Annotated in this window: 17 protein-coding genes; 2 read left to right on the plus strand and 15 right to left on the minus strand. The window is 42.1% G+C overall.

Annotation, left to right across the window (positions count from 1 at the left end; all coding sequences use genetic code 11):
- On the minus strand, positions 1 to 585 hold a 585-nt coding region (locus tag G608_RS0113260; RefSeq protein ID WP_196810197.1), incomplete at its 3' end, for an endo alpha-1,4 polygalactosaminidase.
- 189 nt (positions 586 to 774) lie between these two features.
- Between G608_RS0113260 and G608_RS0113265 the strand changes: the two genes are divergently transcribed.
- On the plus strand, positions 775 to 1,575 hold the full coding sequence (locus G608_RS0113265; protein ID WP_026496444.1) for a YlmH family RNA-binding protein: 801 nt from the start codon (positions 775 to 777) through the stop codon (positions 1,573 to 1,575).
- A gap of 15 nt (positions 1,576 to 1,590) precedes the next feature.
- Here the strand turns inward: G608_RS0113265 and G608_RS0113270 are convergent, their stop codons facing one another.
- The 11 genes from G608_RS0113270 to trpD all read right to left on the minus strand — a co-directional run bounded on the left by G608_RS0113270 (position 1,591) and on the right by trpD (position 19,632).
- Positions 1,591 to 2,805: an LL-diaminopimelate aminotransferase gene (locus G608_RS0113270; protein ID WP_026496445.1), complete on the minus strand. Its 1,215-nt coding sequence runs from the start codon at positions 2,803 to 2,805 to the stop codon at positions 1,591 to 1,593.
- 142 nt (positions 2,806 to 2,947) lie between these two features.
- On the minus strand, positions 2,948 to 4,435 hold the full coding sequence (locus G608_RS0113275) for a glutamate synthase subunit beta (protein WP_026496446.1): 1,488 nt from the start codon (positions 4,433 to 4,435) through the stop codon (positions 2,948 to 2,950).
- A 17-nt stretch (positions 4,436 to 4,452) separates the two neighbouring features.
- The gene (gltB, locus tag G608_RS0113280; protein WP_442852224.1) at positions 4,453 to 8,925 is read right to left on the minus strand and encodes a glutamate synthase large subunit; all 4,473 of its coding nucleotides are present in this window, start codon (positions 8,923 to 8,925) and stop codon (positions 4,453 to 4,455) included.
- A gap of 116 nt (positions 8,926 to 9,041) precedes the next feature.
- Complete coding sequence (locus tag G608_RS0113285; protein ID WP_035795646.1) at positions 9,042 to 11,150, minus strand: glutamine synthetase III family protein; 2,109 nt, start codon at positions 11,148 to 11,150, stop codon at positions 9,042 to 9,044.
- 121 nt (positions 11,151 to 11,271) lie between these two features.
- Positions 11,272 to 12,855, minus strand: coding sequence for an asparagine synthase B (gene asnB, locus G608_RS0113290; protein ID WP_026496449.1), 1,584 nt, complete (start codon positions 12,853 to 12,855; stop codon positions 11,272 to 11,274).
- Positions 12,856 to 12,931: 76 nt separating this feature from the next.
- Positions 12,932 to 14,701 carry an ammonium transporter gene (locus tag G608_RS0113295; protein WP_026496450.1) on the minus strand — a complete coding sequence of 590 codons (1,770 nt, stop codon included), beginning with the start codon at positions 14,699 to 14,701 and terminating at the stop codon, positions 12,932 to 12,934.
- A 309-nt stretch (positions 14,702 to 15,010) separates the two neighbouring features.
- Positions 15,011 to 15,616: an anthranilate synthase component II gene (locus tag G608_RS0113300; RefSeq protein ID WP_026496451.1), complete on the minus strand. Its 606-nt coding sequence runs from the start codon at positions 15,614 to 15,616 to the stop codon at positions 15,011 to 15,013.
- Positions 15,617 to 15,629: 13 nt separating this feature from the next.
- Positions 15,630 to 17,105 carry an anthranilate synthase component I gene (gene trpE / locus G608_RS0113305; protein WP_026496452.1) on the minus strand — a complete coding sequence of 492 codons (1,476 nt, stop codon included), beginning with the start codon at positions 17,103 to 17,105 and terminating at the stop codon, positions 15,630 to 15,632.
- A 117-nt stretch (positions 17,106 to 17,222) separates the two neighbouring features.
- Entirely contained in the window at positions 17,223 to 17,828 is a 606-nt protein-coding gene (locus tag G608_RS0113310) for a phosphoribosylanthranilate isomerase (RefSeq protein WP_026496453.1), read from the minus strand.
- Positions 17,825 to 18,619: an indole-3-glycerol phosphate synthase TrpC gene (gene trpC / locus G608_RS0113315; RefSeq protein ID WP_026496454.1), complete on the minus strand. Its 795-nt coding sequence runs from the start codon at positions 18,617 to 18,619 to the stop codon at positions 17,825 to 17,827. Before trpC ends, G608_RS0113310 begins: the two co-directional genes overlap by 4 nt.
- Positions 18,616 to 19,632: an anthranilate phosphoribosyltransferase gene (gene trpD / locus G608_RS0113320; RefSeq protein WP_026496455.1), complete on the minus strand. Its 1,017-nt coding sequence runs from the start codon at positions 19,630 to 19,632 to the stop codon at positions 18,616 to 18,618. Before trpD ends, trpC begins: the two co-directional genes overlap by 4 nt.
- Before the next feature lie 727 nt (positions 19,633 to 20,359).
- On the opposite strand from trpD, the gene G608_RS0113325 reads away from it, so the two are divergent.
- Positions 20,360 to 21,967, plus strand: coding sequence for a CTP synthase (locus G608_RS0113325; RefSeq protein ID WP_026496456.1), 1,608 nt, complete (start codon positions 20,360 to 20,362; stop codon positions 21,965 to 21,967).
- Between the two features lie 95 nt (positions 21,968 to 22,062).
- Here the strand turns inward: G608_RS0113325 and G608_RS0113330 are convergent, their stop codons facing one another.
- The 3 genes from G608_RS0113330 to tuf all read right to left on the minus strand — a co-directional run bounded on the left by G608_RS0113330 (position 22,063) and on the right by tuf (position 24,761).
- Positions 22,063 to 22,650 (minus strand): hypothetical protein, encoded by a 588-nt coding sequence (locus G608_RS0113330; protein ID WP_026496457.1) that lies wholly within the window; start codon positions 22,648 to 22,650, stop codon positions 22,063 to 22,065.
- 310 nt (positions 22,651 to 22,960) lie between these two features.
- On the minus strand, positions 22,961 to 23,302 hold the full coding sequence (locus G608_RS0113335) for an arsenate reductase family protein (RefSeq protein ID WP_026496458.1): 342 nt from the start codon (positions 23,300 to 23,302) through the stop codon (positions 22,961 to 22,963).
- Positions 23,303 to 23,570: 268 nt separating this feature from the next.
- A complete protein-coding gene (gene tuf / locus G608_RS0113340) occupies positions 23,571 to 24,761 on the minus strand; it encodes an elongation factor Tu (RefSeq protein ID WP_026496459.1) in 1,191 nt (396 codons plus the stop codon).
- Positions 24,762 to 24,872: the final 111 nt, after the last annotated feature.

Here is a 24,872-nt window from a genome sequence, read left to right on the forward strand (position 1 = left end):
GTCATAGTACTCAGATACAAATGTATCTCCTCCGTTAATGATTACCTTACCTCTTCCGGACAGTCCCTTCAATATAATTTCAAGGCCATTGTAAATATCAGGAGCAAATGCAGCGTCCCTATACATATAGTAGACATCTACATTATCGACAAAAAATCCGTCAACTCCTGTTGCCTTAATCCTGACTGAAAGATCATTTAGAATGAAATCCTGCCATTTCTTCTGAGATACATCAACCCATCGCTCATCTTCCCAGTTCTCATAAACATCGAGCATAACATCCCTGAAGTTATCGTAATAGTCTCTGTAATTTTCAATTGCTCCGACATTTATATAGCTGTATACCTTATGACCTGCCTTCCTGAGTTTACGTATATCTTCTTTTGTAAAATCATTCTGAGCATCTATCACTACAGTCCTGTACCCGGCCAGTTTCTTCATGGTCTTCTTATTACTGTTAAGGCTAAGAAATACACCGTAATCATTTGCAAAGTTTTTCTTAGCTGATACTGTAGTGGCTGTTACTGCCAAAATCCCCACAAGCATCATAAGTGCAAGTACTGATGCTGTAAGCCTTTTTCTCATATTCATCCCTTGCTATCATAATATTAAAAAATTAATCTTTTTAATCAAAACTTATTATACCATAAAGATGCTGTTAATTTCCTACGGCATTCCAATTATCCTCTATAATTCTAAAATATCACCGCATCCACGACAAGATACCACCTTCAAATTGTTGACATTTATCAGCATAAAATATAGATTAAAAAAATGGACAACGAAAGATTATTATTGGGACGAATTAAAGATCTGGCCAGACGGGCCTATGAAAACAACTACGTAACGCACACTGATTTTCTCTCACAATCAGAGCTCTATGACGTGACTTCGCTATGCGTATCAAATGGACTTATTACCGGAGAAAATCAGATTGAAGGTGTGGATTACTGCATTTACGGCGGAATAGAAGATCCGGAAAGAGCAGTTATCTGTTTTCTTCCATCATATCTGGATTCCGAAGCCTTCCTATTACAGGAGCGCTCTGAATGCGACGTGGTAAGCTGTATTCTGATAGAACCTGCTAACAGAAAATTTGCCGACGAACTGACTCACAGGGATTTTCTTGGTTCACTTATGAATCTTGGAATAGAGCGAAACAGAATCGGAGATATAAGAACGGACCAGACAAAGGGCTACGTATTTGTCATGAAGGATGTGGCCGCACTTATATGTGATGAGCTTTGCAGAATAAAACATACCACCGTAAAGTGTAAAGAAGTTCCCGTTTCCGAATGTGATATCATTCCGGAATTCAGAATCCTTGAAGGCACCGTTTCTTCCGAAAGACTAGATGCAATTCTCGCTCTTGTCTACAAGCTAAGCAGAAGTAAGGCTCAGGACCTTGTGGAATCAGAATCTGTTTTTGTCGATGGAAAAACTGCCCACAGCGGTGGCTATGACCTCAAGGAAGGCTCACGGGTCTCCGTAAGAGGCTATGGCAAATTCATATATGACGGTGTACAAAAAGCCACCCGTAAAGGGCGGCTCTCCGTAAAAATCAAGGTGTATTGAGATTATAAAATCTCATTACATCTTTTTTATTCTTTCAATTGCTTCGATTGTATTTTCCTTACTTCCAAAGCCTGTAAGCCTAAAGTAATGTTCACCGCCGGGGCCAAAGCCTGATCCGGGGGTACCAACTACATTTGCCTTCTCCAAAAGCATATCAAAGAACTCCCAGCTGGTCATATTATCCGGAGTTCTAAGCCAGATATAAGGAGCATTCACGCCACCTGACACCTCATAGCCGGCATCCCTTAAACCATCATGGATATATTTTGCATTCCACATATAATAAGCAATCTGCTCCTTAACCTGCTTCATACCCTCTTCGGAATAAACTGCTTCTCCGGCTCTCTGAATGATGTATGGCGCACCGTTATACTTGGTTCCATGTCTTCTTGCCCATAAAGGCCAAAGCTCCTCGCCACCTGTTTTAAGCTGCTTTGGAATAACTGTATAGCCAAGTCTCAGACCGGTGAATCCGGCAGTCTTTGAGAATGATCTAAATTCTATGGCGCAATCCTTTGCTCCCTCGCACTCATAGATACTGTGAGGAACATTATCTTCGGAAATATATGCTTCATAGGCTGCATCATAGAGAATTATGGAATCATTCTTATTTGCATAGTCCACAAACTCCTGCAGCTTTTCCTTTGAAATGACAGCTCCAGTCGGATTGTTAGGAAAGCACAGATAAATAAGATCCGGAACCTCTTCGGGAAGCTCTGGTGCAAAGCCGTTCTCAGCCTTGCAGGGCATGTAAATTACGCCCTTATATCTGTCAGCAGCTGCATCAAACTCGCCTGTTCTTCCGGCCATGACATTGGAATCAACATAGACAGGATAAACGGGATCGCATACTGCGATCACATTATCAAGCCCGAAAATCTCCTGTATATTACCGCAGTCACACTTAGCTCCGTCGGAAACAAAAATCTCGTCCGGTGAAATATCGCATCCCCTTGCCTTAAAATCCTTTTCAGAAATAACATTTCTAAGGAACTCATATCCAAGATCCGGAGCATATCCCCTAAAGGTAGAGGGATCAGCCATCTCATCAACAGCGCTGTGAAGTACCTCGATCACCTTAGGCGCGATAGGTCTTGTAACATCGCCGATACCAAGTCTGATAATCTTTGCATCCGGATTTGCTTCGCTATACGCGGCAACCTTTTTTGCTATTCTGGAAAAAAGATAGCTTCCCGGAAGCTTTAAATAATTTTTGTTTATTGTAGCCATAATAAATTTTTCATACTCCTCTCTTAATATATTTCTCTGTTAGTTTCCACAAAAAAGCAAAAAGGCGCCTTAGAGCTATCACTCTAAGACGCCTTTGTCTTCATCAAGTTACATCTTACCTTCATGAAAACATATTGTCAAATTATAGATTTGAATATCCCATAAGGAATTCATCTACTTCTACAGCGCAGGCTCTGCCTTCTGCAATGGCCCATACTACAAGGGACTGGCCTCTGTGCATGTCTCCTGCTGAGAATATTTTTGTACCTTCAATATGATAACCATTCTCATTTGTAACCACAACACCTCTCTGATTTCTCTTTACATCAAAGGCATCAGCGGAATAATCCTCACATCCGATGAAGCCCGCAGCGATAAGAAGAATATCGCACTTAAGCTTTTTCTCAGAGCCCTTCACTTCGGTAAGCTTGCCATCCTTGAAGGTGACCTTAACGGTTTCTATCTCTTTGATAGCACCCTTTTTATCTGTAGTTATACTCTTAACTGTGGTCTCATATACTCTTGGATCATCACCAAAAACATGGATTGCCTCCTCGTGACCATAGTCTGTTTTAAGAGTCCTTGGCCACTCCGGCCAGGGATTGTTCTGTGCTCTTTCTACAGGTGGCTTTGGCATCATCTCAAGTGCAGTTACACTTTTTGCACCATGTCTTAATACAGTACCGATACAGTCGTTACCTGTATCACCGCCGCCGACGATCACAACATTTTTACCTGCTGCATCTATGTAACCACCATGCTTTTTAAGTGCCTCTACGGATCTGTCCTCAGAATCCATAAGGGCCTTTGTGGTCTGAGTAAGGAAATCAACCGCAAAATAAACGCCCTTTACACTGGCAGGATCTGCCGCAGGAATTGGTCTTGCCTTTTTGGATCCGCAACATAAAACGACCGCGTCGTAGTCTTTAAGAAGTCCTGCTGCCTCCTTCTTTTTTACATCCACGCCTGCATGGAAAACAACTCCCTCTTCTTCCATCAGTGCTCTTCTTCTCTTTATAACGCTCTTATCAAGCTTCATATTGGGGATTCCGTACATGAGAAGCCCGCCGATCTCATCCTCTCTTTCAAACACCTCTACCGTGTGTCCCCTGTGATTAAGCTCATCTGCAACTGCAAGGCCCGAAGGTCCGCTTCCAACTACTGCCACCTTTTTACCGCTTCTGATCTCCGGTATTCTGGGTGTTATGTATCCATGATTAAAAGCTGTCTCTATCAGGAAAAGCTCATTATCATGAACTGTAACCGCGTCTCCGTTTTGTCCGCACATGCAGGCTTTTTCACAAAGTGCGGGGCACACGCGTCCGGTAAATTCCGGAAAATTACTGGTCTTACGAAGTCTTGCAAAAGCATGATTATCATGACCTCTGTAAATCTCATCATTCCATTCCGGTATCAGATTATGAAGAGGGCACCCTGTCACCATACCGCCAAGGTTCATGGCTGACTGGCAAAAGGGAACACCGCAGTTCATACACCTTGCTGCCTGCTTTCTTCTCTCGTCGGGGATAAGAGGCTTATGAAATTCTTCAAAATTTTTAAGCCTCTCAGCAGGCGAAACATCCTTATTATTTGTTCTTTTATATTCAAGAAATCCTGTATCTTTTCCCATTGTTTTTGCTCCTGTTTTTATGATAGCTCTTTAAATGCCTCAAGTACTGCGTGTTCATGATCCATTCCCTGCTCCTCGTGCCTTCCGATAGCTGTAAGCATCTTCTGGTAATCGTTAGGAACTATCTTTTTAAAATCAGGAATATAATCATCAAAATTATCTAAAATCTCACGGCCGTACTCTGAACCCGTCTCCTTTACGTAATCCTCAAGAATTCCGTATAGTTCAGCTATATCATATTTTTCAGTAAGCTCACAAAGTGAAGCCATATCCTTGTTCATGCGAAGGTAAAGAGTATGCTCCTTATCAAGTACATAAGCAATACCACCGCTCATGCCGGCTGCAAAATTCTTTCCTGTCATTCCAAGTATTACAGCTCTACCGCCTGTCATATACTCAAGGCCATGATCGCCACAGCCTTCTGAAACAGCAATTGCTCCTGAATTTCTTACACAGAATCTCTCTCCTGCAATACCGCAGACATAAGCCTTACCTGCTGTTGCACCATAGAGTGCAACGTTACCTATGATGATGTTTTCATGGGCCTTATAGGTAGCTTTTGTTGCAGGTCTCACTATTACCTTACCGCCTGACAAGCCTTTTCCAAAACCGTCATTGGCATCACCGTAAAGCTTTATAGTCACACCCTTTGGAAGGAATGCACCAAAGGACTGACCTCCGCCTCCATGTGCTTCTATCATCACAGAGTCATCCGGAAGGGTATTCTGGTAATCTGCAGTAACCCTGCTGCCAAGAAGAGTTCCGAAGCTTCTGTCCGTACTTGATACATCAACCTTAATATGAGCATTCTTATCCTTCTCATAGGCAGGTATCAGTACCTTAGAATCCAGTGTTTTTTCAAGGGCAAAATCATAAACATCTGCAGGATCAAAATGGTTTTTCTCAGGACTTGTATATGCCTTATTAAGAATTCTGCTAAGGTCAGCGGCATCCTTACATCTTGCATCAGAAACCGCTCTCATCTTAAGGCAGTCTGTTCTACCAACCATATCTGTAAGCTTTCTAAAGCCAAGCTCACTCATGATCTCGCGAAGCTGTCTTGCAACAAAGAGCATGAAGTTCATTACGTATTCAGGCTTTCCTGCAAATCTCTTTCTAAGCTCTTCGTTCTGAGTAGCTATACCAACAGGACATGTATCCTTGGAGCATACTCTCATCATCATGCAGCCCATACATACAAGGGGCGCTGTAGCAAAGCCAAATTCCTCTGCTCCAAGGAGTGCTGCAATAGCAACATCCCTACCTGTCATCAGCTTACCGTCTGTCTCAAGAACGACTCTGCTTCTAAGGCCGTTATCAAGAAGTGACTGATGTGCTTCGCTGATACCAAGCTCCCAGGGAAGTCCTGCATGATGAACTGAGGATGAAGGAGCGGCACCTGTTCCTCCGTCATAACCTGACACAAGGATTACCTGTGCACCTGCTTTTGCAACACCTGAAGCAATAGTTCCAACACCTGCCTCAGATACCAGCTTAACCGAAATACGTGCCTTATCATTGGCATTTTTAAGATCGTAGATAAGCTGCGCAAGATCTTCGATCGAGTAAATATCATGGTGCGGCGGAGGTGAAATAAGTGCTACGCCGGGAGTTGAAAAACGAGTTGCTGCAACCCAGGGGTATACTTTTTTACCGGGAAGATGTCCGCCTTCACCGGGTTTTGCGCCCTGTGCCATCTTTATCTGAATCTCTTTTGCGCTCTGAAGATACTGGCTTGTTACACCAAATCTTCCTGATGCCACCTGCTTAACAGCACTGTTTTTCTCAGTTCCAAAGCGAGCTGCATCCTCACCGCCTTCACCGGTGTTTGATTTTCCGCCAAGTCTGTTCATGGCGATTGCAAGAGTTTCGTGTGCTTCCTTTGAAAGTGAGCCGTAGGACATGGCGCCAGTCTGGAAACGCTTTACAATCTCTTCCTCGCTCTCAACCTCATCAAGGGGTACAGGCTCTTTTGCAGGTACAAATGAAAGGAGTGCCCTAAGTGTATGAGGTCTTGATTCATCATCAACCATCTGAGTGTACTGTCTGAACATATCGTAGTCACCCTCTCTGACAGATCTCTGGAGAGTAACGATTGTCTTTGGACTGTACATGTGATCTTCTTTATCTTCGCCGCTTCTAAGAGCATGGAAACCGATGGAATCAAGGCTTGAATCCGTGGAAAGTCCAAGGGGATCAAATGCTCTGTTATGACGAAATTCCACGTCCTCACCGATCTCATTTATACCGATTCCGCCTACACGGCTTGTGGTTCCGGTAAAGTATTTATCAACAAGCTCCTTTGAAAGACCAATCGCCTCAAAGATTCTGGCTGACTGATATGACTGAAGTGTGGATATACCCATTTTTGCAGCTATCTTAACAACGCCGCTAAGAAGTGCCTTATTATAATCTGCTATTGCAGTGTGATAGTCTTTATCCAGTATTCCTATATCTATAAGCTCTGCTATACACTCCTGAGCAAGATAAGGATGAATTGCTCTTGCACCAAAACCAAGCAGTGTTGCGATCTGATGAACATCTCTGGGCTCACCGCTCTCAAGAATGAGAGAAACTACCGTGCGCTGCTTTGTTCTTACAAGATGCTGCTCCACTGATGACACAGCAAGAAGTGATGGTATAGGCATGTGGTTTTCATCAACTCCTCTGTCTGAGAGAATGATGATATTAACGCCGTCTGCCACAGCTCTGTCCACAGAAACATCAAGCTGCTCCAGTGCTCTTTCAACAGGAGTATTCTTGTAATAAAGAAGTGAGATTTTCCTTACCTTAAATCCCGGCTGATCCAGTGATTCTATTTTCATAAGATCAACGCCTGTAAGAATCGGGTTGTTAACCTCAAGCACTCTGCAGTTATCGCTCTTTTCCTTAAGAAGATTGCCGTCAGATCCGATGTAAACCGTTGTATCCGTTACAACCTTCTCTCTAAGTGAATCGATGGGCGGATTTGTAACCTGCGCAAAAAGCTGCTTAAAATAACAAAACAGCGGCTGATGATGCTTTGAAAGCATGGCAAGCGGAATATCCGTACCCATGGAAACTGTAGGCTCGATGCCATTCATTGCCATAGGCATGATCTGATTTTTCACATCCTCATAGGAATATCCGAACACCTTGTAGAGCTTATCCCTCATAACCTGTGTGTGGGTCGGGATCTTTTTATTCGGAATATTAAGTGAATCCAGATGAAGGAGATATCTGTCAAGCCACTCACCGTAGGGTCTTGCCTTGGAATACTTCTCCTTACACTCCTCATCAGAGATTATGCGGCCTTCTCTGGTATCAACAAGGAGCATATGTCCCGGTGAAAGTCTGGATTTTTTCAGAATGTTCTCCTCGGGAATATCAAGCACGCCAACCTCGGAAGCCAGAATAAGTCTGCCATCCTTAGTCACATAGTATCTGGAAGGACGAAGACCGTTTCTGTCGAGAGTTGCTCCGAATACTTCGCCGTCTGTGAAAAGAACAGCCGCAGGGCCATCCCAGGGCTCCATCATGGTTGCATAATAGTGATAGAAATCCTTCCTGTCCTTATCCATGAAATCGTTGTGCTTCCAAGGCTCAGGAATAGTAAGCATCATGGCAAGAGGAAGATCCATGCCATTCATATATAAAAACTCAAGAGTGTTATCCAGCATCGCAGAGTCTGAACCCGAAGATGCGATCACGGGATAAACCTTACCAAGATCATCCCCGAAAACATCGGAATCCATGGTCTCTTCACGAGCCAGCATTCTGTCACTATTACCGCGGATGGTATTGATCTCACCGTTGTGGGCGATCATCCTGTATGGATGAGCTCTCTGCCACGAAGGTGTCGTATTGGTTGAAAATCTGCTGTGCACCATGGCAACAGCTGTATGATAATCCGGTGATAATAAATCTCCGTAGAAATTTCTAAGCTGACCTACAAGGAACATGCCCTTGTATACAATAGTTCTGGATGAAAACGAACAGATATAGGTATCCTCAGAAGACTTTTCATACTCTCTTCTAAGGCAGTAGAGACGTCTGTCAAAATCAATACCCCTCTGAACATCTAAAGGTCTCTCAACAAAGCACTGGCAAATATAAGGCATGCAGTTTCTTGCCACCTCACCAAGGATTTCAGGATGAATCTCCACGTCCCTCCATCCAAGAACCTTAAGGCCTTCCTTTTCTGCAATTACTTCAAGCATGCGCTTTGCGAACATTCTTTTCATGGAATCCTGGGGAAAGAAGAACATACCAATTCCATAGTCCCCGGCTTTCTTCAGCTTGATACCAATCTTAGCAGCTTCCTTTGAAAAGAATTTATGGGATATCTGAATAAGGATGCCTACACCATCTCCGACTTTACCTGTAGCATCCTTACCTGCTCTGTGTTCAAGTTTCTCTACTATGGAAAGAGCATCATCTAAAACCTTATTATCTGCACTTCCGTCTATATTGATGACTGCACCGATACCGCAGGCATCACGTTCGTTCATCCAAGTATTCATAATAAATAAAAGCTCCTCAAAATTTTAAACTCTGTATGCCACCTCACCCGGTCAGGAGAACCTGGGCCGGGTGAGACGTACATTATTAGAAAAAATATGAAAGGTTATCGAAGTGAAAACAGCATCTGTCCGTATGTAGGATAGCTGAGATACTTATCAGGAATAAGTGCTTCAGCAGTATCTGCATATTTACGAAGCTCATCCATATCTGCAAGAATTGTCTTCTGATAATATGCCGCAGTTTCAAGAACCTCTGTCATTCCTTCTGCTGTCTTGGTATCCTCTGCAAGCTTTGCAAGTGCCTTGCACATGTTAGCACCCTGCTCATCCAGAGTCTTAAGTACACCTGTCTCAAGAGCACAATCTGCACTTTCAAGTACACTCTTCTTCTGAAGGATTTCCTTTGTAAGATCCTTCTGGTAAGCTACAAGGCCTTCTGTAAGATCCTTTCTGATCATCTCCTGCATTGTAAGAGACTCAATGTGGATTGACTTTGAGTAGTTCTCAAGAAGAATCTCATATCTTGAGAAGATTTCCTCCTTGGTGAAAATACCGTGCTTTGTGAAAAGCTCAATGGACTTATCAGAAATCCAGTGAGGCATTGCATCCGGAAGAGACTTAAGGTTAAGAAGTCCTCTCTTTTCTGCCTCTGCAACCCACTCTTCTGTATATCCGTTACCGTTAAAAAGAACTCTCTTATGTGCTGCCAGCTCTTCCTTAAGAACTTCAGCGATCTTTTCTTTAAGCTCGTCACCACTATAGCCTTCAAGCTTCTCGTATAATCTTGCAACCTCTTCTGCAACTGCAGTGTTGAGAACGATGTTTGCATTTGCTACGGAAACTGCAGAACCGGGCATTCTGAACTCGAACTTGTTACCTGTAAATGCGAAGGGTGATGTTCTGTTTCTGTCTGTGTTGTCCTTTGTGAAGTGAGGAAGAACCTGAGCACCCATAGCCATCTGAACTTTTCCTGAGCCCTCATATGCGGTTCCGGCTTCAACTGCCTTAAGTACTTCAGCAAGCTCATCACCTACGAAAATAGAGATGATTGCAGGCGGTGCTTCGTTTCCGCCAAGTCTGTGATCGTTACCTGCAGAAGCAACCGATAATCTGAGAACACCTGCATAATCATCAACAGCTGCGATAACTGCCATAAGGAAAACAAGGAAAGGAATGTTCTCTCCGGGATGTTTTCCGGGATCTAACAGGTTAAGGCCTGTATCAGTGCAAACCGACCAGTTGTTGTGCTTACCTGAACCATTGATTCCCTCGAAGGGCTTTTCATGTAACAGGCATGCGTAGTTGTGCTTATCAGCAACCTTCTTCATTACCTCCATTGTGAGCTGGTTGTGATCAACAGCGATGTTGGCTGTCTCGAAAACAGGTGCAAGCTCATGCTGTGAAGGAGCTACCTCGTTGTGCTTTGTCTTTGCAGGTATACCAAGCTTCCAAAGCTCTTCATCAAGGTCATGCATGTAAGCGGAAACCTTGGGCTTGATTACACCAAAGTAATGGTCCTCCATCTCCTGCCCTTTTGATGCCGGAGCACCGATAAGTGTACGTCCGGTAAAAAGAAGGTCCTTTCTCTTTTTATAGAAGTCTTTATCTATAAGGAAATACTCCTGCTCAGAGCCGATTGTGGTGTTTACGCGCTTTACATCCTCATGTCCCAGGAGGTGGAGCATCTTTACTGCTTCTCTTGAAAGAGCTTCCATGGATCTAAGAAGAGGTGTCTTCTTATCAAGTGCCTCTCCACCATAGGAGCAGAATGCAGTCGGGATATAAAGTGAACCATCTTTAATAAAGGCAGGAGATGAAGGATCCCATGCTGTATATCCACGTGCCTCAAATGTGGCACGAAGACCGCCTGAAGGAAAACTTGAAGCATCAGGCTCGCCCTTTACAAGCTCTTTTCCTGAAAACTCCATAATGATAGTTCCGTTATCAGCAGGTGAAATGAAGCTGTCGTGCTTCTCTGCTGTAAGGCCTGTCATAGGCTGAAACCAGTGAGTAAAATGTGTTGCACCGTTCTCTACTGCCCATTCTTTCATTACGGCAGCAACTGTATTTGCAACCTCAAGCTCCAGGTGACTACCCATCTCTATTGTTTTGTGTACTGCCTTGTAAATATCCTTAGGCAGACGCTGTTTCATTACCTTGTCATTGAAAACAAGACATCCATATTCTTCTGTTAATTTGCTGGCTTCAATCATATCTTCCTCCTTTTGTACGGCTCCTTCCCAGATATGTTCCAATTTCACTCTCGTTGCTTACGCATAATCGATTGAAATTGGAACATATCTTTCATGGAACCTCACTTAAATAATTAACATTTTATTCACCACTGGCACCGTAATTTGAGAGAACACGGGCCGAGGGGTCATTTACATCGCAGCCCTTCCAGGATTTATTTGGCATCCAGAAGTCCACAACCATATGAGATTGATTCTCATAATACTTCTCAAAAATATCTCTAAATAAAAGTGATTCCTTTGTAAAAGGTGTAGCGTGTGAGTACTTTGCTTTTCCTGCTTCGAATGCTGCATCAGTATATGTAGCTTCTGCATATTCGATGATGTCATCTCTAAGAGAATGTCCAACGGCATCTGAGAACGCTGCTTTTTCTCTCATAAGAATGCTTCTTGGAATAAACTCATCCTTTTCAAATGCTTTTCTTAAAAGAAACTTACCCTTTCCATAAGTGTTAAGCTTTTTAGCAGGATCAATACTCATTACGTAATCCACAAAATCAAGATCTCCAAAAGGAACTCTTGCTTCAAGCGAATTCACGCTTATACATCTGTCGGCTCTGAGAACGTCATACATATGAAGCTCTCTGATTCTTTTCTCTGCTTCTTCCTGGAATGCCTCAGCACTGGGAGCAAAATCCGTATACTTGTATCCAAAAAGCTCATCAGAAATCTCACCTGTAAGAACAACCTTGATATCGGTATTTTCATGTATCCATTTGCAAAGAAGATACATTCCGATTGATGCTCTTACTGTTGTGATGTCATAGGTTCCAAGTGCGTGTATTACAGGTTCGATGGCATCTATAACATCCTGCTTGGTAATGATGACCTCGTGATGATTGCTGTGAATATAATCAGCAACTTCTCTTGCATACTTAAGGTCAATGGCATCTATATCCATACCTATTGCAAAGGTCTCGATGGGCTTATCTGAAAGTCTTGCTGCCACGCCGCATACAAGTGATGAATCAAGCCCTCCTGAAAGAAGGAAGCCTACAGGTGCATCAGCCTGAAGTCGTTTTTTAATTCCTAAAAGAAGCTTATCGTGAATGTTCTCTATAACTGTTTCAAGATTATCTGTTCTCACCTCTTTGACCTTTGTCATATCTCTGTAGCAGATAAACTTGCCATCCTCATAGTAATGTCCGGGAGGGAAAGGCTCGATCCTGTCACATACTCCGGTGAGGTTCTTAGGCTCTGATGCAAAAACGATGTGCTTATCGCTATCATATCCATAGTAAAGAGGTCTGATTCCAATCGGATCTCTTGCAGCTATGAATTTGTTTTTCTCGCCGTCGTAGATAACACATGCAAATTCCGCATCCAGCATAGAGAACATTGCAGTTCCAAGCTTTTCATAAAGAGGAAGCAATATCTCGCAGTCGCTGTCACTGTCAAAGCTGTATCCGAGGGATTTAAGATAATCTCTAAGATATGTGAAGCCGTATAGCTCTCCGTTACAGATAACCGCTTTACCATTTAACTCAAAGGGCTGCATGCCCTTGCAATTAAGTCCCATGATCGCAAGTCTGTTAAAACCAAGCCATCCGTTTTTCACCTTAAGAGTTCTGGACTTGTCCGGTCCTCTGGATGCTGTTCTCTCCAGCAATCCCTTAAAATAATCCTCTGATACTTCTTCTCCTTCGTATGCAAGTATTGCGCACATACTGTTTCCTCCTGATACTAATTTTTATATTTGAGCGATATGCGCATATCACCACTTATGCGCCATTCATGCTATATCACTCAGCATCTGCCAAAGCAGCCATACCCTCTTCTCCTGTACGGATCTTTACTACGTTGTCGATGCTGTAAACGAAGATCTTACCATCACCGATCTTACCGGTGTAAAGTGTTCTCTTAGCTGCCTCGATAACATCCTCTACAGGGATCTTGCTGACAACTACTTCGAGCTTGATCTTAGGAAGAAGTGTTACATCCATTTCTACGCCGCGGTACTTCTGTCCTGAGCCCTTCTGCACACCACATCCCATAACCTGAGTAACTGTCATACCGGTTACACCAAGATCATTCATAGCCTTACGAAGCTTGTCGTATCTTGAAAGCTTTGTAACGATTACTACCTTATGAATACCGCTATCTGTTTTAACAGCCTGAGTTACAACAGGTACAGAAGCATTCTTCTGGAACTCTGTAGCTGCGTCATAATCACTTACGCCAAGATCTGTGTTTTCATTTACGCTCATGTTAAGTGTGTTAGAAACATCCATAATAGCGAATCCTGAATATGCTGATGCAAGACCATGCTCTGTTGCATCAAGTCCTGTGATTTCCTCTTCCTCAGAAACACGAAGACCGAGTGTAGCCTTGATTACTGCGAAGGTAATAGTGATTGTTACTGCTGTCCATGCTGCTACAGCAAGGAATCCTACAAACTGAATTCCAAGAAGCTTAAAGCCGCCGCCGTAGAAAAGACCTACCATCTCGTTTCCTGCTGCATCTGCGATTGAATAACCGGGAGCTGCATTTGTTGCAAAAAGACCAACTGCCAGGGTTCCCCAAATACCGTTCAGGCAATGTACTGCAACCGCGCCAACCGGATCATCAACATGAAGCTTATAATCAAGGAACCATACACCGAAGCAAACAAGAAGTCCTGCTACAATACCGATTACAATTGCGCCAAAAGCATCTGTTACATCACAGGGAGCTGTGATAGCTACAAGACCTGCAAGTGAAGCATTGAGACACATTGAAACATCAGGCTTACCATACTTTACCCATGTAAAGATCATGCAGGTAACTGTTGCAAGTGCAGGTGCGATTGTTGTTGTTACGAAAACTGAACCAAGCTGTTCTACTGATGTGCAGGCTGCTCCGTTGAATCCGTACCAGCCAAGCCAGAGAATGAAAACACCAAGAGCTGCTGCTGTAAGATTGTGTCCGGGGAAAGCATTTACCTTAGTAACTTCTCCCTTTGCATTTACCTCGAACTTACCGATGCGGGCTCCAAGAAAAGCTGCGCCGATGAGAGCTGAGATACCGCCAACCATGTGGATACATGTGGATCCTGCAAAATCATGGAATCCCATCTGTGCCAGGAAGCCGCCGCCCCATGTCCAATGTGCTTCAATGGGATAGATGATTGCTGAGATAACTGCTGAATATACACAGTAAGAAATGAACTTTGTTCTCTCAGCCATGGATCCTGAAACGATTGTTGCTGTTGTTGCACAGAACACCAGGTTGAATACGAAATTAGACCAGTCAAAATTTGCATAGCTTGTAAAAATGTCAAATCCGGGTCTTCCGATGACACCCATCATGTCTTCGCCAAGAAGAAGGCCAAAACCGATAAGGATAAAGACTACAGTACCAATACAGAAATCCATAAGGTTTTTCATTATGATATTTCCTGTATTTTTTGCTCTGGTAAATCCGGCTTCACACATTGCAAATCCGGCCTGCATCCAGAATACAAGAGCTGCACCAATCAAGAACCACACTCCGAAAACACTCGCATTGATTCCACTCAAAATTTCTTCACTCATAATCCGCTCCTCCATAAAAAAGCGGCGCAAAGGGAGTTTAAGTTATTACCTTAGATGCCCCATTGCACCGCTAATTCAATAATTCATTTTATTCGAGAATACATGTATACATTTGTATGCATACGTTATCCGGAGTTATGTATTCTGCATCAGTCTCAGGTTGATCATGCCTGAAGCTAAAGAAAAAAGCGCCTTAAAGAGTATTAACCTCTTTAAGACGCCCTTGTCTTTTATAGTTTGTGATTTTACGCTTTGATTATTTCTGTGTCAAGGAGTAATTTTATTGTTTTTAAAAAACTTTAGATTGATTTATTTTAACACAAAATTTTCAAGCATTTTTCTTCCGTCCGGTGTCATTATGGATTCCGGATGGAACTGAACTCCATAAATCGAATAGTCCTTATGCTTTACAGCCATTACTTCTCCGGCCTCTGTTTCACCGGCTTTTAAGGCATTGGTTGCACTGTCAACTGTCACAGCCGTAACCATAAGCTCATCCGGAATTGTTGCAGGGTCTGCTGCCAGTGAGTGATATCTTGCTACCGGCGCTACGTCAGGGCAACCCTTAAAAAGAGCACAGTCCTTATCGAATTTTACATCTGACTGCTTCCCATGCATAAGCTTTTTTGCATAGGTTACTGTAGCTCCAAAGGATGCACAAATTGCCTGATGTCCGAGGCATACGCCAAGTATCGGAATCTTATCTCCAATCTCCTTTACCACATCCATGCAGACACCGGCATCCTCAGGTCTTCCTGGACCGGGAGACAGTATTATCCTGTCAGGGTTAAGAGCCAGAATCTCCTGCACAGTCATCTCATCATTTCTTATAACTTTTATATCAGGCTCTATCTCGCCTATCATCTGATACAGATTATATGAAAAGCTATCGTAGTTATCTATTAGTAAAACCATGGAATTGTCCTTCCTATTCATCTTCTGGCAAAAGCGCCTTAAAGGACGCTTTTGCCTTATTCATACACTCCTCAAATTCCTTTTCGGGTACAGAGTCTGCAACTATTCCTGCGCCGCTTCTTACGAATACCTTGCCGTTTTTCTTATATACAATTCTTATTGCAATGCAAGTGTCCATGTTTCCTGTAAAATCAATGTATCCTATAGCACCACCGTATATGCCTCGCTTGTTGTTTTCAAGCTCGCCGATCAGCTGACAAGCCCTTATTTTGGGTGCACCTGATAATGTGCCCGCAGGAAGTACCGCAGATATCGCATCAAGCGCATCCTTGTCGTCACGGATCTCACCTCTAACAGTTGAGCCTATATGCATTACATGAGAATACCTCTCAATTGAATGCAGGGTCTCTACCTCAACAGTTCCAAATTTGCTTATTTTTCCAAGATCATTTCTTCCAAGATCCACCAGCATGTTGTGTTCTGCCAGTTCTTTCTCATCTGCAAGAAGTTCCTTTTCAAGGCGCTCATCCTCTTCCGGAGTATTACCGCGAGGTCTTGTTCCTGCCAACGGGAATGTATGAAGAATGCCATCCTCAAGCTTAACCAAAGTCTCAGGAGATGCTCCCGCTACCTCCACATCAGTTCCGGAAAAATAAAACATGTATGGCGAAGGATTGATTGTCCTTAAGTGTCTGTATGTATTGAAAAGGCTTCCCTCAAACTCTGCTGAAAATCTGTTTGACAAAACTATCTGGAAAATATCACCTTCAAATATATGATGCTTTCCTTTTTCCACCATATCGCAGAATCTTTCCTTATCAAAAAGCGGTGTGATCTCACCTGTCATTTTGCCATCAGGTTCTGCCTTCTTTTCTCCATTGTGAAGAAGATCCGCCATTTTCTTAAGTTCTTCAGCTGCCTTTTTATAGTTTTCTTCTATATTATTGTTTTTGATATTGATATTCACTATCAAAACTATCTTCTGTCTGATATTGTCGAAAGCAATAACCTTATCAAAGAGCATTAAATCCATATCCTTAAAATTTTCAGTATCTTCCGGATTTGTCCTTACTGTGGGTTCACTGTAGCCAAGATAATCGAAGGAGAAATATCCAACCATCCCACCGGCAAAGGAAGGAAGATATGAAAATCTCGGACTCTTAAAATCTTTAAGGATATCCCGCAGACATTCTGAAGGATCTCCCTTCATGCTCTTTTCATTACCATCCTCTGAGGTTATTGTGATCTTCCCATCTGTGCATGTAATAAGCATCTTTGGCTCGTAACCAAGAAAAGTATATCTTCCCCAGGTTTCGTTAGCCTGAGCCGATTCAAGCATGTAAACATGTTTTGAAACATTCTTAAGTATGCGAACAGCCTCTATGGGTGTTGTGAAATCAGACAGTATTTCACAGCTTACGGGAAGGACATTGTAGTTTCCTTCATTCGCTATTTTTTCTATTTCTGATATTTCCGGAAGTATTTTCATTTTTCTGCTCCCTTGCTTATATGTTTTGGTAATTCTCTTTAGCTTTTCTAATGGTTAAGTTGATAGCTGACTATTTTCCATACAGGTCAGCCTTTGATAGTCTTATCTTTGCCTGATTCACAGAGCATTTCCTATACGCACTCTGCTAACAAAGAGCTCCATTTTATCCGGATCCTTTGTGCCATCAGTTTCTATACCGGAGCTGACATCTACTGCATAAGGATTAAGCTTCTTTATTGCATCTGCTACATTTTCGGTATCAAGACCTCCTGCCAGAAAATATGGTCTTTTGGCCCTCGCCAATAATTCCCAGTCAAAAGTCTTTCCGCATCCTGCTCCGGCATCAAACATGATATTATCCGCCTTGCTGTTTTCTGCTACTCTCACATCCTCTTCACCGGATATTTTGAATGCTTTTATGACACTTATTCCTTTCGCTTTTAATGCCATAATATAATCGTCATCCTCATGTCCGTGAAGCTGGGCGTAATCTATTATCCCTTCATCATATAACTCAGTTATGAAAGATAATTCTGCATCCACAAATACGCCTACTGCCTTTATGTTTTTATCCAGCTTCCTTTTTAGTGTTGCGGCGTCTTTCTTTGATATATTCCGTTTACTTTTTTCAAAGAAGACAAAACCTATATAATCCGGCCGAAGCTCATTTGCAGTAATTATGTCTTCCTCTCTTGTAAGGCCGCATAACTTAACTAATGTCATTTACGTATCTCCTGAATCCCTTTAAGTTCTCTGAGCTTTTTCGTTTTATCTTCAGCCCTCATCAGGGTCTCGCCAATCAGCACAGCATCTACTTTCGCTTGTCTTAAAGCTTCAATGTCTTTTGCAGACTGAATTCCACTCTCCGATACGAAAATTACATCCTCAGAAATCAGTTGCCTCAGTGATTTACTATTGTTCTGATCAACGCTAAAGTCCTTAAGGTTCCTGTTATTCACTCCGATTATCCTTGTCCCAGCTCTTATTGCCATCTTAACTTCCGTCTCATCATGAGCTTCCACAAGTGCGCTTATTCCAAGCTCATCGCAGATTCCTATGTATTCTTTTATCTGCTCCTCTGAAAGAATCGCGCATATTAGAAGAACTGCAGCGGCGCCAAGGCACTTAGCTTCATATATCATGTATTCATCAACTGTAAAGTCTTTACGGATGCAGGGGATTGATACATTTTCTGCTATTTCTTTAAGGTATTCATTTTTTCCAAGAAACCACTTAGGCTCAGTCAAAACAGAGATACAATCCGCTCCTGCCTTCTCATATTCCTTTGCAATTGTCAGATAATCAAATTCCTCTGCAATTATGCCCTTTGAAGGAGATGCCTTTTTGCATTCACAAATAAATGCAACATCATCCTTCTTAAGAGCTTTCTCAAACTCGAATCCGCCTTTGGGAAGAGACAACGCTTTCTTCCTTATCTCTTCCAATGGCATCTCCTGTTTTGATATCTGTACTCTTTCTTTTGCGTAATCACTCAGCTTATCCAGAATATTCATCTATTGCTTACCTTTATAAAGTTCTCGAGAGTTTCAAGTGCCTTTCCTGAATCGATAGTCTTTGTTGCAAGCTCTACGCCTTCCTTGAAGCTATCAGCTTTTCCTCCGATATAAAGTGATGCGCCTGCATTTAAAAGAACGGCATCTCTCTTGGGGCCCTTTGCTCCGCCAAGAATCTCTCTTGTGATCTTAGCGTTTTCTTCAGGTGTACCACCCTTAAGGTCGTCCTTTGTGCACTTATTAAAACCAAAGTCCTCAGGCTCGATGGTATATGTTTTGTACCATCCTTCCTTAATCTCGCAAACCTTGGTAGGTGCGCTAAGGGAGATTTCATCCAGCTTATCCATTCCGTATACGACCATTCCTCTCTTTACGCCAAGGCTTATTAAAACCTGTGCAAGAGGCTCTACCAGGTACTCATCATATACACCAAGGAGCTGCATTGAAGGTGTTGCAGGGTTTGTAAGCGGTCCAAGGATATTGAAAACTGTTCTGAAGCCAAGCTCTTTTCTAATTGGTCCAACATACTTCATGGATGTGTGGTACTTCTGAGCAAAGAAGAAGCACATTCCAACTTCATTAAGAAGTTCTACGCACTTTTCAGGATCCTGATTGATATTAACGCCAAGAGCTTCAAGACAGTCAGCTGTTCCGCACATTGAAGATGCTGCTCTGTTACCATGCTTTGCTACCTTCATGCCACAAGCTGCTGCGACCAAGCCTGATGTTGTAGATATATTAAAGCTGCCTGCGTTATCTCCGCCTGTTCCAACTATCTCGAATACATCCATATTCGTCTCAACCTTAGTCGCATGATCTCTCATTGCTGCAGCGCAGCCTGCGATCTCATCTGTTGTCTCAGCCTTTGCACTCTTGGTTGAAAGCGCTGACAAAAATGCAGCATTCTGAGTAGGTGTACTCTCACCGCTCATAATCTCATTCATTACTGTGTAGGCCTCATCATAAGTAAGGTCCTGCTTGTTTACGATTTTTTCGATTGCTTCTCTGATCATGTGTGTCTCCTCCTTCTGGTTATGTCTCTATCAAATGTTCTGCATGGCTCTGCTTCTTAGCCTTTCGTGAAAAGCAGCACAAACTCGAAAATACTTCGTATTTTCGAGTTCGTGTAGCTCGCCATATATAGCTTTCTTCTTTCATGCGAGCATGAGAAGAAAGCTCTGCATGGCTCTGCTTTTCACGAAAAAAAGTCCTTGATAGAAACGGTACGGTTTCTATCAAGGACGAATAATCTAATCTATCCGCGGTGCCACCTCGAATTCACAGTTAAAAGCTGTGCGCTTAACAGGATACCAACATATCCCCGGCAACTGACGTATGCCCAACGTCGCAGAATACTAAGCTCATCAAAAATACTATCTCACTTTTCACTGCGCCCTCAGTGGTCCATTTGACAACTTGTTTCTCACCTGTTCTCAGCAACCCAGGCTCTCTGTAAAGGCATCATTGCCGTTATCTCCACTTCAACGGTTTAAACTATTAAATTTTTATTTATATTACTTCTTTATCCTCATAATCGTCAAGGGTGTAAATTTATTTTTTTCAAGAAAATTCAAATATTAATTTCGCTACATTTTTTTCATTTTTGGTACAAAATATATTGACACTAAACCTAAATATATCTATTATTATCTAATTAAGGCAAAGGCGCCAAAACAGTAGTATTTTACTTATTGTTTTGTGCGCTTTTTTTCTTTTTTATAATGTCAAAGGTGGTGGATTATGTCAGTAAAATATGTATTTGTAATTGGTGGTGTAGTATCTGGTCTTGGAAAAGGTATCACAGCAGCATCTCTTGGTAGACTTTTAAAAGCTCGTGGTTATAAAGTTACCATGCAAAAGTTTGATCCCTATATCAACATCGATCCCGGTACAATGAATCCGATTCAGCATGGTGAGGTTTTCGTAACAGAAGACGGCACAGAAACTGATCTTGACCTGGGGCACTATGAGCGCTTTATTGATGAAAGCCTCGACAAAAACTCTAACGTTACAACCGGTAAAATTTACTGGTCTGTGCTTCACAAAGAACGCCGTGGTGATTACGGCGGACACACCGTTCAGGTAATCCCTCATATTACAGATGAAATAAAGAGTAGATTCTATCGTAATTACGAAGAGGATAATACTCATATTGCAATAATAGAGGTAGGTGGTACAGTCGGTGACATTGAGTCACAGCCTTTCCTTGAATCTATTAGACAGTTCCAGCACGAGGTTGGACATGAGAATGCAATGATTATTCTTGTTTCTCTTATACCTTATCTTCGCTGCTCACAGGAAATTAAGACAAAGCCCACACAGTCTGCAGTTAAGACCTTACAGGGTATGGGCCTCAGTCCGGACGTCATCGTGTGCAGAAGCGAGGTTGAACTTGATAATGAGACCAAAGAAAAGATTTCCCTTTTCTGTAACGTTCCCAGCAAATATGTCCTTAATAACCTTGATCTTAAGTATTTATACGAAGCACCTCTCGCTATGGAAAAGGAACATCTTGCTGATGTAGCACTTGAATGCCTACATCTTGAACACAGAGAACCTAAGCTTGATGACTGGACAGATATGGTAAACACTCTTTATTCTCTTGATAAGACTGTTACCGTTGCTCTTGTTGGAAAATACACTCAGCTCCATGACGCTTACATCAGTGTTGTTGAGGCTCTAAAACACGGCGGAATTGCTGCCAAGAGAGAAGTTAAGATTAAGTGGATTGACTCAGAAGAGATTACTCCGGAGAATGTTGCCGAAAAGCTTTCAGATGTTTCAGGTGTAATTGTACCCGGCGGCTTTGGCGATCGTGGAATTGAAGGAATGATCACTTCTATTCAGTACGTCAGAGAGAACAAGATTCCTTTCCTTGGAATATGCCTCGGTATGCAGCTTGCGATTATTGAGTTTACCCGAAATGTAATAGGCCACAGTGATGCGCACTCTATCGAGTTTAATCCTTCTACAACTCACCCTGTGATCGCATTCTTACCTGATCATAGTGCAGGTGAAGACCTTGGCGGAACCCTCAGACTTGGTTCTTATCCTTGCACGCTTGAAAAGGATACTCTCGCTTACAGCTTGTATGGTACATGCGATATCACAGAGAGACATCGTCATCGCTACGAAGTAAATAATGATTACAGAGAAACTCTTACAAGCAATGGTCTTAAATTATGCGGCCTTTCACCTGACAGAAGAATAGTTGAGATGATTGAATATCCCGAGAATCCTTTCTATATTGCAACTCAGGCTCATCCGGAATTCAAATCACGCCCCAACAACCCGCACCCTTTATTTGCCGGTTTCATTAAGGCAGCTGCTGCGTTTGAAGCAAAATAAATCAAATATTTCGCTTATTAGCTACCCAAGTGGAATTAAATATTTCACTTGGGTATTTTTATGTACTCTCATTTCCTTCAGAAGCAATTCATCTCTTATACTAACTCTAGAACTTCGCTCCTACCAAGACCAAACTCATAACAGATTTTCTCTACTATCTGTTCATCGCTAAACTTCATACACCTAAGCATTGATGCTGCTTTTCTTACTCCCTCACACAAACCTTCTCTAAAACCGGATTCTCTTCCTTCACTTATACCCATTAAACGTCCTTCTCTGATTCCCTCTTTTTTCCCCTCGTTACGTGACAACTCCATTGATCTGGCATCATCATATTCCTTAAGCATCATACCGAGCACTATTTTCATATTCTTTTTCATAAATGGTTTTATCAAAAAATCTTCCGGCATAAATTCGATAGCAAGCTCAACTGCAGGCTCCATTGTAAATCTCTTTGTATTGTCCTTAACCTTGGATACAAGCCATGCATACTCATATAAAGGCCTGCATGATTCCATGACAGAATTCATCTCTAACAGCTCTTCTTCATTCTGTTGCCTTTTCTCTGAATCATCATATTTTTTGAACAACATATTCCTGTTTTCAGGACTTCCCAAAATAAACCCTAGTAACCTATCCTTATTATCAACCTTAAAATCAATAGCACTATTAAAATCAGCCATTTTACCCTCCTTCAATCAAATCATTTGATGCTAAATTCTTCACAATATGAATTTCTTTAAAAAGTACGCTTTTATTCTGTGCGGAATCCAACAAAACTTAGTGACATAGTTTTGTGCATCAAAATAACGCGTATGTACTTCTAAAGACATTCGCCAATAAAAACATGAGTAGTGAAAACTGGGAGAAACTCCCGGATTAAATATCTGGTCATCGACCGAAAGATATAATAACTGACTTAATAATATTTGTCAATACATTTGTAAGCATTATTATAATTATGATTGCACTAATAATTTATTGGGACATTTCTCATTCCCATTTCTTCCATACATCCGGCTGGTATCCAATGGTGGATTGTTTTCCATTTCTTACAATCGGTGTCTTGATTATCTGTTGATTTTCAAGGAGTTTTTCCAGCTTATCCTCGTCTGCAATATACTGAACAAGAGCAATCGCATCTTTATCCTTAGCATCCTGATTTATCATATTCATTATACCGCCGTTAGCACTTGCAACAGATGTAAGCTCTCCTTTGCTCATGCCCTTTTCCCTCAGATCAACAAATTGAAACTTAATGCCTCGCTCCTTGAAAAAACGCTCTGCTTTCTTAGTATCATTACATTTCTTCGTGCCAAAAATCTGTATATTCATCTCATATTCCTCGTAAAAGGTCTTTTATGAACATCATTCCAAAATTTGAATGTTATTGTATCAATTTCTGTAAATTATAAAGATATTTTATTATAACCCATTTAGAACTACATTATATAAAAATAGCTCTTCGTTCATGGGGATTTTTATTTTATGGCGCCATTTTGGCACCGGCAATAATTATTCCGATAACTTTAAACACAAAAAGGGTTTCAAGCCTAAGCTTGAAACCCTTTATAAATTCAGTGATCATGCGATCTGATAAGAATTACTCAACGATTGTAGCAACCTTACCTGATCCAACTGTACGTCCACCCTCACGGATAGCGAACTTAAGACCCTGCTCCATAGCGATGGGGTGGATAAGCTCGATAGACATTGTTACGTGGTCACCAGGCATGCACATCTCTGTTCCCTCAGGAAGGTTGCAAACACCTGTAACGTCAGTTGTTCTGAAGTAGAACTGAGGTCTGTAGTTGTTGAAGAAAGGTGTATGACGTCCACCCTCGTCCTTAGTAAGAACGTAAACCTCAGCTGTGAACTTTCTGTGGCAAGTTACAGAACCGGGCTTTGTGATACACTGACCTCTCTGGATACCATCACGGTCAACACCACGAAGAAGAAGACCAACGTTGTCACCAGCTTCGCAGTAATCCATTGTCTTACGGAACATCTCGATACCAGTACATACAGACTTAGCTGTCTCTTCCTTGATACCAACGATTTCGATTTCGTCGTTAAGATTGAGGTGACCTCTCTCTACACGGCCTGTAGCAACTGTTCCACGACCTGTGATTGTGAATACGTCCTCAACAGGCATAAGGAAAGGCTTATCTGTCTCACGAGTAGGTTCAGGGATGTAAGAATCAACTGTATCCATAAGCTCCATGATCTTGTCGCCCCACTCACACTTAGGATCCTCAAGAGCCTTAAGTGCAGAACCACGAATGATCGGAATATCATCTCCAGGGAACTCATACTCTGTAAGAAGGTCTCTGATCTCCATCTCAACGAGGTCAAGAAGTTCAGGATCATCAACCATATCGCACTTGTTCATGAATACGATGATGTAAGGAACACCTACCTGACGAGCAAGAAGAACGTGCTCTCTTGTCTGAGCCATAACACCATCAGTAGCAGCAACAACGAGGATAGAACCATCCATCTGTGCAGCACCAGTGATCATGTTCTTTACATAGTCAGCGTGGCCAGGGCAGTCAACGTGTGCGTAGTGTCTGCTAGCTGTCTCATACTCGATGTGAGCAGAGTTGATTGTGATACCACGCTCTTTTTCCTCGGGTGCTTTATCGATCTGATCGAAAGCAACAGCAGGGCTGAATCCTCTGTCTGCAAGAACAGTTGTGATAGCTGCTGTAAGAGTTGTCTTACCATGGTCAACGTGTCCGATTGTACCAATGTTAACGTGCGGCTTACTTCTGTCAAACTTAGCTTTTGCCATTTTTAAATATCCTCCTTAAATAAAAATGTTACTTTAACATTTTTTCTCATAATAACCGACTATATCGATTATATAGAAATTTACGCTTGAAATCAAGCATAAAATAGTATA

It is taken from the genome of Butyrivibrio sp. WCD3002 (genome assembly GCF_000424265.1).
Lineage (GTDB): Bacteria > Bacillota > Clostridia > Lachnospirales > Lachnospiraceae > Butyrivibrio.